This window comes from Brachyspira intermedia PWS/A (assembly GCF_000223215.1).
Taxonomy (GTDB): domain Bacteria; phylum Spirochaetota; class Brachyspiria; order Brachyspirales; family Brachyspiraceae; genus Brachyspira; species Brachyspira intermedia.
The window spans coordinates 1560576-1579632 of sequence record NC_017243.1 but is presented as its reverse complement, the minus strand read 5'-3'; the positions used below and the strand labels follow the sequence as shown (position 1 = coordinate 1579632).

Here is a 19057-nt window from a genome sequence, read left to right as displayed (position 1 = left end):
ATATTCAATAATATTTACAAACTATATAATTAAAATTTCTCTAGTTTGGTATTAAAATTTCGATATTAATAACACTATATAGGAATATTTTAAATTAATTATAAAAGGCAATATTGATATGAAAGGCAAACGTATAATAATAATAGGTGCAGGACTTCTTCAAGTACCAGCAATACAAATAGCTCAGGAAATGGGACTTTATACAATAGTTTTTGATTATAATAAAGATGCTCCAGGTATGAAGATAGCCGATTATCCTATGATAGTATCAACTAGAGATGTTGATGGAAGTGTAAGGGCAGCAAGAGATTTAAGCCAGAAAATGGAAATACATGGAGTTATTACTGTAGGTACTGATGCTTCTACTACCGTTGCTGCTGTGGCTAATGCTTTAGGACTTCCTGGAAATAGATTTGAAGATGCTTATGCTGCTTCAAATAAGATAAGAATGCGTGAAAGATTTAAGAAAAATAATGTACCTCAGCCGAATTTCTTTCCTGTATGGAATTATGAAGAAGCAATGGATGCATATAAACATTTGAATACACCTGTTGTTGTTAAACCTGCTGATAATATGGGGGCTCGAGGTGTAATGAAAGTATCAAGTGAAAGCGATGTATTAGCAGCATTTAACAGGGCTAAAAGTGCTTCGCCTTCAGGAGAAGTAATAATGGAAGAGTTTATGGACGGTCCTGAACTTTCTATTGATATGCTTATATATAATGATGAAATATATGTTACAGGTGTTGCAGACAGAATAATAGAATTTCCTCCATTTTTTATAGAAACAGGTCATATACTGCCTTCTGCATTAGAAAAGGAAAAGCTGGATGATGCTATTAATGTTATGAAAGCTGGTATAAAAGCATTAAATTTAAAAATCGGAGCTGCCAAAGGTGATATAAAAGTAACTAAAAATGGTGCTATGGTTGGAGAAATAGCTGCAAGATTATCCGGTGGTTTTATGAGTGCTTATACCTACCCTTTTGCTACAGGCGTAAATTTAATAAAAAATGCAATAGAAATAGCTTTAGGAAATCCTCCAAGCGATTTAAAACCTAAATGGGATAAAGTTTCTGTTGAAAAAGCATTTCTTCCCGGTACAGGAATAATAGAATCTATTGACGGCATTGAAAATGCTAAAAAAATAGAAGGTATTAAAGAAATATTTATTAAAACAAAACCTGGTGATATATTAGTTACTCCTACAAACAATTTAGAGAAAGCCGGTAATATAATAGCTGTAGGAAATACAAGAGATGAAGCTATAGCTATGGCAAATAAAGCTATGAGCTGCGTACATTTCAAATTAACAGATGAAAAAAGTATCACTATAGATGAAATCAAAAAGATAGCTAAAGAAAAATTATCATCTAATTCAAATGCTTCATATTTATTTGTTGAAGATAGTGAAGATAAAACAGGACTTTCTGAATATAATTTCAGCCCTAGCATAATTCATAAAGAACCAGAGGCAAATATAGAAATAAATCTATTTAATATGCATCTATCTCAGCCTACTATAATAGATACAATTCATAATTTAAGAGAAGCAATAAACGGAATTATGGATATAAAAGAATATTATGAAACAGTTATAGATGTAGCTTCTAATTGTGAAGTACTTGCCATATTCAATGATTTTAATGATGATGAAATATTTGAATTATCATTAAAAACTATAAAAGGAAGGAAAAGAGGTATTATTATGATAGACGGTAATAATACCCAAGAAATAATAACACAGAAATTACAATCAGCAGAAAAAAATGGTGCTTGTGCTGTTGGTATAGATTTTACTTACTGCTATAATATAAATGAATTAAATAAGATACATTTTAAAACTGAAAAAGATTTAGCAAAAATAGCCAAGCAATTAGATATACCTTTAATCATAAAAGGGATATCAAGCAATAGAGATTTGGATAATATGAAAATATCTCATATAAATAATGTTTATTTTTCAAATAATAATAAGTATGCATTAAAAGGTATGGAAAAAGTTGCCGATACTGTAAATAAAGTAGATTTTAATTCAAATCACCACTTTAATATACTTGCAGAATCTCCTAGATATGGAGTTGATGTATTTAAATATTTAGTATTGGGAGCAAATGCTGTTTGTGTTACTGAAGAAAGTTTTATCTCTATTATAGGAAAAGGAAGAAAGGGACTTGAATATTTATTATATTCAAATAGAGATAAACTAGAAAAGATGATAAAGCTATTTGGACAAACAGGTGATGTTAATTATATTAAATATTAATTAGTACAAAATTAGGTAGCTATTATGGAAGATAAACAAATAAACTTATCTAAATCATATATATACGGCTTTTTTGCTGCTATGATATGCACTTTGATATATAGTGCTGTAATTATACCTATATACATATTGCTAATATCACCTAATACTCAAAATTTCTTTGTGTATTTATTATATGCACTTGATGTTTGGGTTTGGATATGGATTGGAATTTCTATATTATATGCTTTTATTATAGTATTAATGCAGCCTACAAAAAGTTATACAGGTGTTTCTAGAACAATAGAAAATTTACTTTTTTTTGTTGTTACTTCCGTAATATTGATATTATCTTTAAGTTATGTTCCTGAAGTACAAAAGTTATTATATAAAAGAGATTATACATTCTATAGCAGTATATTGGCTATAGGATTATTCTTCATATCTATACAGTTATCATATAATTTGAAAAAACTTATGATATTTATGTATAAAACTATATTATACAATTTGGGATATAATATAGGAGATGATACTGTAGAAGAAGATAATGAAAATTACTATGAAAACAATGAATATGAAATAGTTAGAATAGATAAATCAGAATATGAAATATTTTCAAGCACTATAAAAAATATAATAGCATTTTCACAGAGATATAAGCATGCTATAGGAATAATAGCTTTCAAAATATCAAATGCAAGCTCTATAAGAGAAGAATATGGAAATGCTGCTTATAGAAAATTAGAAGATGAGCTTATAAAAGCTATAAAGAAAAATGCAAGAATTGGGGAAAATCAATGCCTACTTTATGAAGGTATTATATATTCTGTAATTTTTGCCAATGAAGAAGAGGCTTGGAAAGCTACAAAAAGATATTTTAAAGCATTGAAAAATTATAATTTTGAATACAATGATGAATCTGTAGATATTAATGTATCTATGGCTGTAAGCGGATTTGATTTTTCTCATAATATGTCAAACAAGATGTCTGTATTTGTTGTTAAAGACAATATGATGAAAAAAATCAAAGATGCTTTAAATGAATCAGAAGAAACTGGAAGTCCAGTTATATATTATGAATAAAAGGGATAAGAACCGTGGAAGCTTCATTAATTGTAATATTAGTCTTAATTGTTTTATTAGGTTTTGCCACTCAATATGTTATAAAGAGCGGCTCATACCCTATTAAACTTAAAAAAATTGTTCAGGCTTATAATGAACAAAACTATGATGTAGCCATGCGCGAGATTAATACTTTAGACCCTAAATATAAAAAAGATGCTAATATATTATGGATGACTGCTAATATGTATTATAAACAACAGCAATATATATTGGCTATGGCAGCATTGCAGAATATGATAGATGGGGCTTATTTTACAAAAGAATTAACAGAATTATCTGTAAGAGAATTCTTAGCAAAAATATATGAGCAAACAGGAAACAGTAAAAAAGCTATAGATGAATATGATATGATTACAAAAATAAGGGATCAGGATTATGATTCATTATATAAAGCAGGAGTTGTATGCTATAATTATGGTGAATGGGTACAAGCACAAAAATATTTCTCATTAGCCGTAGCTCAAAATGACAGCAATCCTCAGCTATTATATATGTTGGCTTTTTGTTTTTACAAAATTCGTTCATATCATGCTGCTCAGCAGCAAATAGAAAAAGCTATTGCTTTGGATAATTCAAACCCTGAATACCATTTACTTTTAGGTGAAATATTATCTTCAAGCAGAGACTTCCAAAATGCTATAAAAGAATTAGAAATAGCTTATGAAAGTAATGAAATATCAGATAAAGATGCAATATCTTTGAATCTTGCTAATTCTTATTATGAACTTGGCAACTTCTCTAAAGCTAGAGAATATTACGGACAGGTTTTAACTAAAGAAAATATAGCAAGCGAAAAAGTTGTAGATGAAAGATATAGATATGCTGAAACTTTGGTAAAAAATAAACAGTTTGAGGCTGCTGTTAAACAATGGGAAATAATTAAATCTATAAGAAATATATACTTAGATGTTGATCAAAAATTGAAAACTTATAGTTCTATTATTGCCAATAATGCATTCAGAACTGCATTGGAAATGGATATTATAGAATATCTTGAAAAATACTTCTATAGAATATTAACATTAAACGGATATGTAGTTACAGATCATACTAAAAAATCTGATACATTGGTATTCTTTGTAACTATTAAGAAATTTGGTTCTGAAGGTCAGTCATATAAGAGTACATTTGCATTAGATACTTCAGGATATCCTATGAGACAGGATACTGTTGATCAGTTTATGGAATATGCAAGACAGTACAAGAGTGCCCACTCTTTCTTAATAAGTATAGGTGATTTCGCTCCTAACTTGAAAGTAGATGATACAGTAATGATCATTGAACCTGAAAGATTTGAGGCTATTATTGAAGGTGTTATATCATTCAGCGATTAATGAACTAATAACTCATTTATTATACTCTATTAAAAAAGGTTATGATTTTTGTCATAACCTTTTTTATTATTAATATAAAAATATCATTTGACATAAATAATAAAAAAATATATACTATCATAATTATTAGTATTTAATGATTGGGTAAAAATATGCATCAAGCATCAAGCATCAAGCATCAAGCATCAAGCATCAAGCATCAAGCATCAAGCATCAAGCATCAAGCATCAAGCATCAAGCATCAAGCATCAAGCATCAAGCATCAGCAATAATATATTAATACTTTTCACAAATAATACATTCATAAAAAATTTATCAATAAAAAAATATTATGATAATATAAATACATTTTCATATTGTATTCCAAAACTTTTATTTTTCAAAATGATAAGAAAGCACTCTTTGCTTTATTATAAAATATTATACGGAGTTAAGTTATGAAAAGACTTTACAAACCTATTTTTTTAACGATTTTATTGCTTATATTTGTATTTTCCTGCAATAAAAAAACAACAGACCCTACTTCAAATAACGGAGGAAATGATAATGGTAATATAACCTCAAAATTTGATCCGTCAGAAGTAGAGATATTAATACCTGTTACATATTATTTAAATAGTAGAGTATCTGGAAATCTTACATCATTCAAAAGCGTACAGTCTGAAACCGGAAAAACAGTATATGAAATACCTATAACATTCAATGATGAAAGACTATTAGATGAAATTGACTATATAAGGGTATCATATAAAGGAGTTAATGTAAGAGATACTGCATTAACAGAATACAGAAAAGAAGATTTAGGCGATTATCTAAAAACTTATTTGGTATCATTAACTAATGAAAGCAGCGGAGAAGTAAACGAATTATATTTAGGGCTATATACAGAATTACAGTTCTCAAAATATATGGTAAAACGCTCAGCAATCGATCTTTGTACTTTTCATTATAATGATACATTAGGTTATTATACAAATAGCTATAGTCATAGAAGTCCGTCTTTAAAGAAATATGAACAGTATGATAAAATACAATTAAAAAATGATATTATAACAGCTTTCAATGAATCTGTTATAAGACCTGATTATAGTAGCATTTATTATCCAAGATATGATTATGAATTTATAGGAGATTTTCTTGTAGAAGATAATGTTGCAGATAATGAAATAAACGAATGGATGAGACCTGCTGCAAATTATAAAAGATTAACTTTCAAAGTAAAGCCTAGAGCATTTAAAGGCTACAGATTTACTGACAAAGAAAATCTTAAAGAATATTCTGTTTTAGTATATTTAAAAAAAGATGAATAGGAGTAAAGAATGTTAAAAAAATTAATGATTATAATATTTAGTTTATTATTTATAATATCATGTAATAATAATGTATCAAATCCGAATGACAGCTCTTCAAACGGCAATAACAACAATAACGACGGAAACGAAGATGTTTTTGATGTAAATAATTATACAAATGCTTATGACAGCAAATTCAATGAAACATTTAATCAAATAAGGGATTTTGAAGGATTAAGTTTTAGTTATGGTGCTCCTACTGCTAGTATTAATAAAACAGATAATATTTTAATCATTCCTTATGTAGGTATGAGCCATCCTACTACAATGAAATATTGTTTTATAGAAGCTATAGTAGATGATACAGGCACTCCTAAAATAATAGAAACTTCTGAAGTAAAAACTATAATTTATGGATCGCATCAAAGAGAAGACGGAAGCTATGCCTCTGATACGGGTGAAGCATATATAGATTTTCCTAATTATAAATATAATGATTATGGTAATTATAAACCTACTAGATATCTTATGATAATATCTAGTGAAAATGTTTCTGTTTCAGGCGGAAATTATCCTTCATATGCTAAATTTTAATATATTTTCTTATTAATAATTATTTTATAACGAGCATAAAAAAGCGGACTGCTAAAAATAGCAATCCGCTTAATTTTTATTTTAAGTAATTATTAAATTATAAACCTAATGAAACAATTACAAAGTTTTTAATAGTTGCAGTAGAACCTGCTTCTTTAGAAACTTCATCTATTAAACTTTTAATAGAGATTTTGTTGTCAGTAAATAATTTTTGGTCTATAAGAACGCTTTCAGAATACCAAGAACTCATTTTACCATCAACGATTTTTTCTATCATATTTTCAGGTTTTCCAGCATCTCTAACTTGTTTTTCAAATATTTCTTTTTGCTCTTTAACAGCATTAGGATCTATTCCTTCCCTATTCAAAGCTAAAGGTTTTTCACTAGCAACATGCATAGCTATTTGATCAGCTATTTCCTGACATTTACCTTTAGGCTTAACATCAAATTCTACTATAGCAACAAGTTTATTATTGAAGTGAGCATAAGTACCGAAGAAACCATCAGTTTTCATCACTTTAGCTTCAGCAAGTACAGTTTTTTCACCCCATTTCTGTATGCCTTCATTTATCATGCCTTGAATAGTGTCGCCATTAGAACCTTTAGCATTTAAAACTGTTTCTACTGATACATCATCTAATCCCATAGCAGTATTAGCAATTTCTTTAGCTAAATTGATGAATAATTCATTTTTAGCAACGAAGTCAGTTTCACACTGAAGTTCTATACAAGCAACTTTTGTTTTATCATCATTAACGCAAAAACCTATAGAACCTTCTTTAACAGTACGTTCATTCTTTTTAGCAGCAACAGCCGCACCTTTTTCTTTAAGAAGGCGAATAGCTTTATCCATATCGCCGTCAGTTTCTTGAAGAGCTTTTTTACAGTCCATTATACCTACGCCTGTACGTTCTCTAAGCTCTTTAATAGTATCCATACTAATATTTGCCATTAATTTTCCTTTATATTAAATATTTTATTATTAACAATTTATATTATTACTGATCATCTTCTTGAGAAACACCATATTTTTCAGCAACAGCTTCAGCAGCTTCTGTAGCACTATTATCATAAACTTCTTCAGCAGCTTCATCAGAAGAACTTTCATGTTTAGCTAATGTTTCTTTTCCTGCTTCATTTTGTCCTTCTATAACAGCAGAAGCAACAACACCTGCAAATAAGCTAATAGCTCTTATAGCATCATCGTTACCTGGTATTGGGTGATCAATAACTTCAGGGTTACAGTTAGTATCAACAACTGCTACAACAGGTATTCCTAATTTTCTAGCTTCGCTTACAGCAATAGCTTCCTGCATTGGGTCTATTACGAAAAGCATGTCAGGTAAATTTTCCATATCTTTAATACCTGCAAAGTTTTTCTCTAATCTTTCTTTTTCTTTAAGAAGAAGTATAACCTCTTTTTTAGGAAGTTTATCAAAAGTACCATCAACCTCTTCTTTTTCTATTTTTTTGAGTCTTGCAATACTTTTTTTGATAGTAGCAAAATTTGTAAGCATACCGCCTAACCAGCGATTATTAACATAGTACATATCGCATTTTTCAGCAGCTTCTTTAATGCTCTGAGAAGCTTGTTTTTTAGTACCAACGAAAAGAACATTTCCGCCGTTTCTAGCCATTTCTTTTACTGCTTCATGAGCTTTTTTAACATAAGTTAAAGTTTTCATAAGGTCAATGATATAGATATCATTTCTCTCTTGGAAAATAAAAGGTTTCATTCTAGGATCCCATTTTCTAGTTGGGTGTCCGAAATGTACGCCTGCCTCTAAAAGGTCTTTCATAACTGGTAATGACATAATCATATCCTTTAAAATAAAAATAGAGTACCGATTAAGGCACCCTATCCATAAATTTTATATATAAACATTAGTATTATAAAAATCATAATGCTTTGATTACTAAATTAGTAACAATGTCTTTTATGTATCCTAAAATAGAATAACTAAGAACATTTTGCTATTATGGAAAAGTTTACCAATATAATCGGTTTAATTTATAATACCATAATATAAAAAAAAGTCAATTACAAATATCAATTATTTCTAAAGAATAAAGCGGCACATCCTAAAACACCGGCATCATTTCCTAAAGAAGCAGGTTTTATTTCAAGATTGGCAACCATCATTCTAAGACCATAATTTCTCACGCCTCTATTAATATGCTCTATCATCATATCAAAGTCCTTACAAAGTCCGCCACCTATAAGAACCAAGTCCAAATCAAGCATATTCAAAGCCTGAGCTATAGACATACCCAAATAATAAGAACATTCTGCAATAGTTTCTTTAGCTAGTGCATCGCCTTTTTTGGCAGCATCAAATAAAGCCTTAGCCTTTCCTTTATCTAATTCTTCATAAGTTAAAGTAGTAGGAATAACCCCTTTATGAATTTTCTGCTTAGCCATAGCAATGAAGCCAGTAGCAGAAGCATAACGTTCAATACAGCCGCTTGATCCGCAATTACATTTATCACCATCAGGAACTACAAATACATGTCCGATCTCTCCTGCTCCGCCTAAAGAACCAGTAAATAATTTTCCATTAAGTACAAATCCGCCTCCAACACCTGTTCCAAGTGTAACAAACATTACAGACTGATAATCCTTTTCTTTACCGCTTCCATATTTTGCCTCGCCTAAAGCAGCCATACTTGCATCATTAGCTGTCTTTGTAGGTAAATTAAATTTATCACCTATATCAGAAAATTTTAATCCTTTAAGCCCCGGTATATTTTCAGCTCCTCCCATATGAACTGTTTCTCTATTCATAACTCCCGGACAGTCTATTCCTAAACCTACAGGTTTATAATCATTAGGTATATTGCTTTTTAATTTCTCAACAAATTCTGTAATAACTTTTTTATGTTCTTCTGTTGTATGACTAGGGTTTATATCAAAATTATCTTTATATAAAATATTGCCGTTTTCCTCTATAACAGCACCTTTCATAGATGTTCCGCCAATATCTATAGCTATAACTACTTCTTTCATAATTTAAAACTCCTAGTTATTTATTTTATATATATAATTGTAGTATCAAGAGTATAAATTGTCAAGAATAAAAAATAAATTATAATTATCTTTGAATACGTCCTGAAGCATCGCCATTATAAACTGTCATAACTTCATCAACAGTTACAACATTAAAATCACCTTCAATAGAATGTTTCAAACAACTAGCAGCAGAAGCAAACTCCAATGCCTCTCTATCATCTTTACCATTTAAAAGTGAATATATAAGTCCGGCAGCAAAACTATCTCCACCTCCTACTCTATCCACTATTTTTATTAAATACTCTTTTGAAAAGAAATATTCTTCTCCATTATAAAGCATACAAGACCATAGATTCTCACTTGCTGAAATTGAACCTCTTAAAGCAATTCCAACTTTTTTTACTTTGAATCTGTCTACTATTTCTTTAGCAACATCTTTATAACCTTCATGAGATAATTTACCTTCTATTATATTACTGTCTTTTGCTTTAATGCCGAATACTTTTTCAGCATCTTCTTCATTTGCAATACATATATCAACATAAGGCATTAATTTACTCATAGTTTCATTAGCTTCTTTTGATGTCCATAATTTCTTTCTATAATTTAAATCTAAACTAATAGTAATATTTTTTTCTTTAGCTTTTTTACAAGCCTCTATACAAACTTCAGCAACATTTTTTCCAAGTGCAGGCGTTATACCTGTAAGATGAAACCATTTAGCTCCGTCAAAAATTTTATCCCAATCAAAATCTTCTTTGGTGCATTGTGATATTGAAGAATTAGCTCTATCATATATTACTTTAGAGCCTCTTTGACTTGCACCTTTTTCAAGAAAATATATACCTATTCTATTACCGCCCAAAACTATATTAGATACATCTACACCATAACGTCTTAATTCATTAATACAAGCATGACCTATATCATTATTAGGAAGTTTAGTAACAAATGAAGCGTCAATACCGAAATTAGATAAAGCAAAAGCAACATTAGCCTCGCCTCCTCCGAATCTTACATCTAATGAATTAGCCTGTACAAATCTCAAATTTGAAGGAGGAGAAAGTCTAAGCATTATTTCTCCAAAAGTAACAACTGAAGCCATAGAAAAATCCTCTGTATTTATAAAAATAATAAATCACATAATTAACATAATTAACTTAACATAATAGTACATTATTTTAATAATTATTTCAATAAAATTATATGAATAAAATAAAAAAGAAATAAAATTCCTTTATTTTTATAATTTATATAGTAAAACTTCTTCCAATTTCACCTAAATATTAACAACTATATTCTTTATATAATGATTTGTATTTTTGAATAATCACCAAATTAAATTTTTATTCTTGTTCAATAGTATTAAATATAGAATAAAATTTAAAAAATTATTTACCTCAAACAAGCAGCTATTTAAATCTTGTAGAAAATTAAATATTTTGAAATTCAGATATAGACATACAATTTATATATATATGGTACAAAATTCTAATAATATAAAAAGCCTGAATTCTAATTGAATACAGGCTTTATTTTTTTATACTAAAAATATTTAATCATACAGACATATTATCATTTAGAGTTAACTTTCTATTTTCTTCAACTGACTCTAAAACTATGCAGTTAGCTCCTATCACAGCATTTGCACCTATAGTAGTATTTCCTCCAAATATAGAAGCATTAGCATATATTGTAACATTATCGCATACTGTAGGATGTCTTTTCTTACCTTCTAAAGCTCTTCCATTAGTTAATGATAAAGCACCCAATGTAACACCTTGATATATTTTTACATGATGTCCAATAACAGTAGTTTCACCTATAACAATTCCTGTGCCATGATCTATAAAGAAATAATCTCCTATTTCAGCTCCGGGGTGAATATCTATACCTGTTTTTGAATGAGCAAATTCAGATATAGTTCTAGCTATCAAAGATTCATTTTGTTTATAGAATATATGTGCTATCCTATAATGAAATATAGCTCTGAATCCAGGATATGTGAATATTATTTCATCATAAGACTTTGAAGCTGGATCTGATTGATAAAAAAATTCTAAATCATGTTCTAAACTTATAACAATATCATCAAGCTGTTCTATAAAATCCAATAAACGAGAATCATCAGTAACTATTTTCATATAAAGTTTAGCTATGCTTTTTTTAACTATATCCCTATTAGGGCTTTCTCTAAAAAAATTAGGAAATGTATAATCTCTTATAAGTTTAACTATATCCCTAATATCTTTTTGATTAGGAAGCTCATTAAAAGTTTTCAATTTCATAAAAGTACCCATTAATTCCAAGAATATCTTTCGCCTGTATCAGGCAGTATGCAAAGCATTTTTATTTTATAATCTTTTTTTCTTAAATTTCTATATAAATCTATTGCCGCATAAACATTTGCACCTGAAGATATTCCTACAAGCAAGCCTTCATTAAAACATATATCTCTTGCTGTATTTATGGCATTCTCATCGGATACATCCATTATTTTTGATATAACATTTAAATCTAAAATTTCCGGTACAAAATTAGGTCCTATACCCTGTATTTTATGAGCAGAAGCACGTCCTTTTGTAAGTAAAGGAGATGACTCAGGTTCTACACCTACAACTATAGTATTCTTATTTTTATCAACTACATACTTTCCTATTCCTGTTATAGTACCGCCTGTACCAATACCAGCAAATATATAATCAACATCTGGAATATCACTAAATATTTCAGGAGCAGTTGTAAGAAAATGAGAGTCTACATTAGAACCATTAACAAATTGACCAGGTATAACTGAATCAGGTATTTTTTTATTTAATTGTTCTGCTCTTTTTACAGCAGCATCCATTCCGCCATCTACTAGCTCCAATCTTGCTCCATAATTTCTTATAAGTTTTCTTCTTTCTTCAGACATAGATGAAGGCATAACTATTATAACATTTAATTTTAAATACTTTCCAATAGCTGCCATAGCAATTCCTGTATTTCCTGAAGTAGGTTCTATTATAGTGGCACCTTCTTTTAATTTACCTTCTTTAAATAAATCTAATATTATTTGTTTAACAGCTCTATCTTTTATTGAACCAGCTGGATTATTCTTTTCTACTTTACCATATAACTCTACATTTTCACCTAAATTAAATTTAGATTCTATATTTTTTAATCTCAAAATGGGAGTATTTCCTATCATATCAAGTATGCTATTATATATCATGATACCTCCAAAAAAATATATTGAATATTAATATATATTAATAAATAAATAAAAACAATAGTATATAAAAAACATTTTTAATATCAAATTAATTATTTAATATTTTTAATAATTTCTTTTAAAACTTTCCATAATCTATCAACTGAAGATATACTTAAATATTCTCTAGGAGTATGAACATTATAAATATTAGGCCCCATACTAATAATATCAACATCTTTTAAGGCTTGTTTTAATATTCCGCATTCTAAACCAACATGCACAGAAGATACATCAGCTTCTTTGCCTGTAACTGTTTTATATGCTTTTACTGCTATATCTCTTACTTTTGAATTAGGATCATATTCCCAAGCGGCATATCCATCTTGATCTATAAAAGAAGCATTTGTTAAAGAAGATAAAGCCTTAACCCTTGCAACTATTTCATTTGATGAACTTTCTACACAACTTCTTATAAATATAGTAAATATCAATTTATTATCTTTTTCTTTAAGCACACCATTATTAGCACTTGTCTGAACCAATCCCTCTATATCTTTACTCATATAAAGAACTCCGTCAGGCGATAGCATCATGAAATTTATAACATTATTGCTTAATTCTTTTTTATAACATTCTTTAACATTTTCAGCATTTGAAATAACTATTTCCATATCAGGATCAATGACTCTATATTCAAATTTTATTTTTTTATAAAGTTCTTCTATAATATTTTTAACCTTATTTGTATCTTCAGCAGTAATAACAGCATAGGCACTCTTAGCTATAGCATTATGAACAGAACCGCCCTCTATATAAGAAATATTTATATAATCTTTCACAGAATATAAAACTCTTCCTAGTATCTTTATAGAATTAGCTCTCTGTTTATCAATTTCCATACCAGAATGTCCGCCTTTGAGTCCTTTAATTTCTATTTTTAATGCAGGATTATTATTAACTTCTCTCTCTATATTAAATTCAACTACAGCATTAATACCACCTGCACTGCTTACCCAAAGTACACCTTCAGCCTCAGAATCCAAACTTATAAGTGTTTTACCATTTAAATGCTCATCAGTAACAGAAAATGCGCCTGACATACCGTCTTCTTCATCAGTTGTAATTAGAATTTCCAATGCCGGGTGAGGTATATCTTTAGAATCAAGCAAAGCAAGACCATAAGCAACAGCAATACCATCATCTGCCCCTAAAGTAGTATCATTAGCTCTTAAAACATCTCCTTCAACTATTAACTCTATAGGGTCTTTATCAAAATTATGCTTTGATTCGCTAGTTTTTTCACAAACCATATCCATATGTCCCTGTATAATAACAGGCGCTATATTCTCATAACCTTTTGTAGCTTCTTTCTTGATTATTACATTATTTACTTTATCTTGATATACTTCTAAATTTCTATCTTTAGCAAATTGAACTAAAAAATCACTAATCTGTTTTTCTTGTTTAGATCTTCTAGGTATTTTACTTATTTCAGCAAACCATCTGAAAACTTCTTTAGAATCAAGATTATCAAAATTATTTAAAAACATATAACTTTCCTCCCAAAACTGTTATAATAACTACAATAATAAGATATTATAACTATAATCGTATAATTTCAAAATAAAAAACAAGGGTTTTTACTCCCTTGTTTTATAAAATAATAAAATATAATCAATTTTTAATTTTCATTATTTTCTAAATAAGCATAGAAAAATTTATGTTTACCCAAAACATCATACTGTACATCTTTCAAATTAGGATTAACAAGTACAGGTAAAGTATAGAAATACAAAGGTATAATAGGCATTTCAGACATAAATAAATCTTCTGCTTTATGAAGTATAGGCATTCTTACATTATTATCACCTGTAGAAGAAGCTTGTGCTAGCAAAGCATCATACTGAGGATTATTATAACCTTCAGCATTTTGTGCACTATGACTTAAGAACATGCCTAAAAATGTCATAGGGTCATCATAATCTCCAACCCAAGCATTTCTAGCAATTACATAAGATTTATCCAAGCGAGTTTGTTGGAATACTGCCCATTCTTCACTTGATATTGTGCTGTCTATTCCTAAATTATTTTTCCACATCTGCTGTATAGCTTCAAATATAGAAGTATGTTCTCCTGGGTTAGTTTTAAAATCTAATACAGGGAAACCTTTGCCATCAGGGTATCCTGCTTCTGCTAATAATTTTTTAGCTTCTTCTATATTTTTTGTATAATCTTCTGGTTTTACGCTATAATAATCACCGCCATTAGTTCTGAAACTTCCGCTTACATCTGATATCAATGCTGGTACAACCGCAGCAGCTGGAATCTGTCCGCCTCTTGTAACCTGTTCTACTATATAATTTCTATCTATAGCCAAAGATAATGCTTTACGAACTCTTACATCTTTTAAAGTCTCATTAGTATTATTTAAACTATAATAATAAAGAGCTAAATAAGGTTTTATTTGTAAATATCCTTCCTCTTTTAAAACATTCATATCTTGAGTAGGAACCCTGTCAGAGAAATATATAGAACCTTCTTTAATACCTGCTACTACAGATGTTCCATTATCCATTAAAACAAATATCAATTTTTTAGGAACTATAGCTGAAACATTCCAATAATTAGTATTAACTTCCATTACTATTTGATTATCAATAGATCTTTCAGTCATTTTAAAAGGACCATTTCCTATATAAGTTTCAGGGCTCATAGTCCAACTATCAGGATTAGCTTCTATAATATCCTGTCTTAAAGGGAAATAAACAGGATAAGCCATTAGCTGATCAAAATATGGTATAGGTGCTTCTAATGTTACTTCTAATGTATTATCATCTAAAGCCTTAACTCCTAATGAATCCACAGGCATTTCACCTGCTGTAATTTTTTTGGCATTTTTTAAAGGTTCCATTTGATAGCTATAATTAGCAGCAGTTTTAGGATCAGTTGCCCTTCTCCAACTATAAACAAAATCATTTGCTGTTACAGGTTTTCCGTCTGACCATTTAGCATTGCTTCTTATATGAAATACATATTTAGTTCCATTATCACTAATATCCCAGCTTTCAGCAACTCCTCCAACTATTTTACCTTCCTTATCTTTTGTAGCAAGTCCTTCAAAAGCATGAATTATATACATACTTCCATCTATAGCCGAATTCAAAGTTGGGTCTATAGTTTGAGGCTCAGGACCAACATTAAGTCTTAATACTCCCTCCTCATATTTAGAGCTTCCTCCGCCACAAGAAATGAAAAATACAAATATAACCAAACAAAAAATTGCAGATTTTAACAGTTTAATCATAAATAAAACTCCAAAAAATAGTTAATATATTCTATCACAGCATAAAATTTCAGTCAACAATACATTAATTGAAAATTATTATAAATAAATATTCCTAATTTACATATATAATCAAATACTATTTTTTTAATATACTATTTGCTATTTTTATATAATAAGGTATATTAATATAGTTTTTAAAAAAATATTTTATTTGTTTTCAATTTAATTATAGAGAGGTTGTATTTATGTTGGGTAATAATAAAAGTGGTATTGGAAATAATAGTTTAATATTTAAATTTTTAATACCATATATGGCGGCATTATTTATAATTTGTGTAGCAATATATATTTTGTATTTTCCTCAGTATAAAACTAGATTTTTAAATTCAAATAAATATAATGCATATAATATTTCATCAGAAATAGAAAATAATATTTCTTCTTTATACGGAAAGATAAATATATTTTATTCTTATGTAGAAAAAGAAGTAAATAGAGATAACTTATTAAATGTGTTCAGAAATATTATAAAAAATGAAACTGATTTAATAAATATATTTTATGCTGATACAATACCATATAAAGACGGAGGAACGGTATTAAATACAATTGGAGAGCTGCCAAACGACTATGATCAAACATCAAGAGAATGGTATAAAAATGCTATAGCTTCAAGAGAAATAGTAGTATCAGAACCTTATGTAGATGTTGTCACTAAATCTATTGTAGTAACTTTTTCAAAAACCATATATGTTAATGGTCAAATTAATGGTGTAGTAGGAATAGATGTTGATTTTTCCAAAATTATATCTTCTGCATTAGAAGAGGCAAAAAAATATAACTATAATTTGAATATTATAAATAAAGATGGATTATATATATATAATCAAAACGAAAATTATATATTAAAAGAAAATATATTCAATAATAAAGAAATATCTCAATACAGAAATGATATTATAAATAATAATAATTATGGATGGATAGATAAAAAAATATCATATATATCATCAAAAATAAAAAACAGTAATTGGAATATAATTGTTAGTTTAGATAATAAAGAATTAAATTCATCATTATTAAAATTACTTATATTGATAATATCCGTATTTATAATATTATCAGCAATAGAGGCTACATTAGTTATAGTGATAGCAAAACCTATATCAAATACATTAGATAATACTATTTCTATAATAAAATCTATGTCAAAAGGTAATTTCAATACTCATTTTGATGAAAAAGAATTAAATAAAAAAGATCAAACTGGTGATGTAATAAGAGCTCTTAACGATATGCAAAATAAACTTGGTGATATTATTTACAGCATGAAAGATAATATAAACGGAATTAATAACTCTGTTAATATTATTACAAATGGAAATATAGATTTATCTGACAGATCTACATCTCAAGCAAGTTCTTTAGAAGAATTAACAAGATCTGTAGAATTTGTATTTTCATCATTGAAAGAGACTGCTGAAAATGCTGGAAATGCAAAAAATATGAGTGAAAAAGTATCAAATGCTACAAGAAACGGAGTAAACGCTATAAATGCCACATCGGAAAATATGGCTTTAATATCTGAGGCTAGTAAAAAGATTTCTGACATTACAAAAATAATAGAATCAATAGCATTCCAAACTAATATATTAGCTTTGAATGCATCTGTTGAAGCTGCAAGAGCTGGAGATCAAGGAAAAGGTTTTGCTGTTGTTGCAAGCGAAGTTAGAAACCTTGCAATTAATGTTGGAAATGCTGCTAAAGATATCACGGCAATAGCTAATGAAACTATTGAAAAAATACAAAATGGAAGTGCATCTGTTCAAGCTTCATCATATATACTTAATCAGATAGAGGCTTCCGTTAATGATGTACTTACATTATTAACAGAAATATCAAGTGCCATTATAGAAGAAGAAAATAGTCTTTCACAAATTAATTCTGCTGTTATAGAAATTAACAGAATAACTCAAGATACTTCTAAAATAGCAAATGATGGAGCAAATGCTAGTAAAGATGTACTGGATAAATCTAATAATATAGTTGATCAAGTCTCTTATTTCCATTTCAATTAATAAAAAATCTTATTTGTCTATTATATGTTTTTACTCTAATAAATACATATGATAGATAAATCATAAATAATATCAATAATTATTTTTTGTAAATAATTATTGATATTAAAAAAAATATTATTATACTAATATATAAACATCAAAAAAATAATAAAGGATTAATATTATGAAAAAATTTTTATTAATGTTATTAATGAGTGCATCTGCATTTGCTGCTAGCGGTTTTGAGTCAGCATTAAATATTCCACTGCTTATTTCTGTTGGCATACCTATTGGAAATAGTGGTGAAAGACGTAATGTGGATGTGGTTTTAAATAGCGGAATTACTGCCCAGCTTGGATACGGTCTATATTTAGATAATGGTATTGGTGTAAGTATATTAGGTGAAATAGGATATGCTTTTAATCAATTTGCAAACTATTATCCTGACAGACAATATAAAGAATCAGTTATTAACTCATTTCATAGTTTGCAATTAGGTTTGCTTCCTAAATTCAATATTAAAAATATTTCTATAGGATTAGGAGGAGGATTAAAAATTCCTTTTTCAGGAACTATAAAGACATACAATGAATATTCATCTTCAGAACGTAGTACTTATTATACAGATATGAATTTCCAATATATAAGAGATACTTATAATCAAATGTTTGTTATACCTTATATAAAACTAACATTTGATTTCTATACTCCAGAATTTGATGAGGATTCAGGTACTTTATCAGACAGTTCAGATGCTGGAATAGGATTATATTTAGGATATGATTTCGGACCTAAAGGTAAAAATAATGTAGGAAGCGACAGTTTTACTATTGGTGCTCAATTCAGCTTCAGAATAAAACCTGTTGATTAATATTAATTAAAATAGATAAAAATAATAAGCATTGATTAGAT

At 28.4% G+C, this 19057-nt stretch carries 15 protein-coding genes; 7 read left to right on the top strand and 8 right to left on the bottom strand.

The features are described 5' to 3' along the window. Positions 1 to 118: 118 nt before the first annotated feature. From BINT_RS06940 to BINT_RS06920, 5 genes are all read left to right on the top strand, one after another. Complete coding sequence (locus tag BINT_RS06940; RefSeq protein WP_014487848.1) at positions 119 to 2266, top strand: ATP-grasp domain-containing protein; 2148 nt, start codon at positions 119 to 121, stop codon at positions 2264 to 2266. 24 nt (positions 2267 to 2290) lie between these two features. Next, positions 2291 to 3331, top strand: a complete 1041-nt coding sequence (locus BINT_RS06935) for a hypothetical protein (protein WP_014487847.1) — start codon at positions 2291 to 2293, stop codon at positions 3329 to 3331. 14 nt (positions 3332 to 3345) lie between these two features. Continuing rightward, complete coding sequence (locus BINT_RS06930) at positions 3346 to 4707, top strand: tetratricopeptide repeat protein (protein ID WP_014487846.1); 1362 nt, start codon at positions 3346 to 3348, stop codon at positions 4705 to 4707. 437 nt (positions 4708 to 5144) lie between these two features. Next, a complete protein-coding gene (locus BINT_RS06925) occupies positions 5145 to 6017 on the top strand; it encodes a hypothetical protein (RefSeq protein WP_041177319.1) in 873 nt (290 codons plus the stop codon). 9 nt (positions 6018 to 6026) lie between these two features. Further along, positions 6027 to 6593, top strand: coding sequence for a hypothetical protein (locus tag BINT_RS06920; protein ID WP_014487844.1), 567 nt, complete (start codon positions 6027 to 6029; stop codon positions 6591 to 6593). A 97-nt stretch (positions 6594 to 6690) separates the two neighbouring features. On the opposite strand, the gene tsf is transcribed toward BINT_RS06920, so the two are convergent. From tsf to BINT_RS06880, 8 genes are all read right to left on the bottom strand, one after another. After that, the gene (tsf, locus tag BINT_RS06915; protein ID WP_014487843.1) at positions 6691 to 7545 is read right to left on the bottom strand and encodes a translation elongation factor Ts; all 855 of its coding nucleotides are present in this window, start codon (positions 7543 to 7545) and stop codon (positions 6691 to 6693) included. Between the two features lie 46 nt (positions 7546 to 7591). Further along, positions 7592 to 8407: a 30S ribosomal protein S2 gene (rpsB, locus tag BINT_RS06910; RefSeq protein WP_041177318.1), complete on the bottom strand. Its 816-nt coding sequence runs from the start codon at positions 8405 to 8407 to the stop codon at positions 7592 to 7594. Between the two features lie 236 nt (positions 8408 to 8643). Further along, the gene (locus tag BINT_RS06905) at positions 8644 to 9600 is read right to left on the bottom strand and encodes an ROK family protein (RefSeq protein WP_014487841.1); all 957 of its coding nucleotides are present in this window, start codon (positions 9598 to 9600) and stop codon (positions 8644 to 8646) included. An 85-nt stretch (positions 9601 to 9685) separates the two neighbouring features. Beyond that, positions 9686 to 10708 carry a sugar kinase gene (locus BINT_RS06900; RefSeq protein WP_014487840.1) on the bottom strand — a complete coding sequence of 341 codons (1023 nt, stop codon included), beginning with the start codon at positions 10706 to 10708 and terminating at the stop codon, positions 9686 to 9688. A gap of 454 nt (positions 10709 to 11162) precedes the next feature. Beyond that, complete coding sequence (gene epsC, locus BINT_RS06895; RefSeq protein ID WP_041177597.1) at positions 11163 to 11891, bottom strand: serine O-acetyltransferase EpsC; 729 nt, start codon at positions 11889 to 11891, stop codon at positions 11163 to 11165. Positions 11892 to 11902: 11 nt separating this feature from the next. Continuing rightward, positions 11903 to 12817, bottom strand: a complete 915-nt coding sequence (locus BINT_RS06890; protein WP_014487838.1) for a PLP-dependent cysteine synthase family protein — start codon at positions 12815 to 12817, stop codon at positions 11903 to 11905. Between the two features lie 92 nt (positions 12818 to 12909). Further along, positions 12910 to 14349: an aminoacyl-histidine dipeptidase gene (locus BINT_RS06885; RefSeq protein ID WP_014487837.1), complete on the bottom strand. Its 1440-nt coding sequence runs from the start codon at positions 14347 to 14349 to the stop codon at positions 12910 to 12912. 131 nt (positions 14350 to 14480) lie between these two features. Continuing rightward, the gene (locus BINT_RS06880; protein ID WP_041177317.1) at positions 14481 to 16103 is read right to left on the bottom strand and encodes a peptide ABC transporter substrate-binding protein; all 1623 of its coding nucleotides are present in this window, start codon (positions 16101 to 16103) and stop codon (positions 14481 to 14483) included. A gap of 227 nt (positions 16104 to 16330) precedes the next feature. Here BINT_RS06880 and BINT_RS06875 point away from each other — a divergent pair, with 227 nt between their 5' ends. Together BINT_RS06875 and BINT_RS06870 are read left to right on the top strand one after the other, a co-directional pair. After that, positions 16331 to 18163 (top strand): methyl-accepting chemotaxis protein, encoded by a 1833-nt coding sequence (locus BINT_RS06875; RefSeq protein WP_014487835.1) that lies wholly within the window; start codon positions 16331 to 16333, stop codon positions 18161 to 18163. A 166-nt stretch (positions 18164 to 18329) separates the two neighbouring features. Further along, a complete protein-coding gene (locus BINT_RS06870; protein ID WP_014487834.1) occupies positions 18330 to 19016 on the top strand; it encodes a hypothetical protein in 687 nt (228 codons plus the stop codon). Positions 19017 to 19057: the final 41 nt, after the last annotated feature.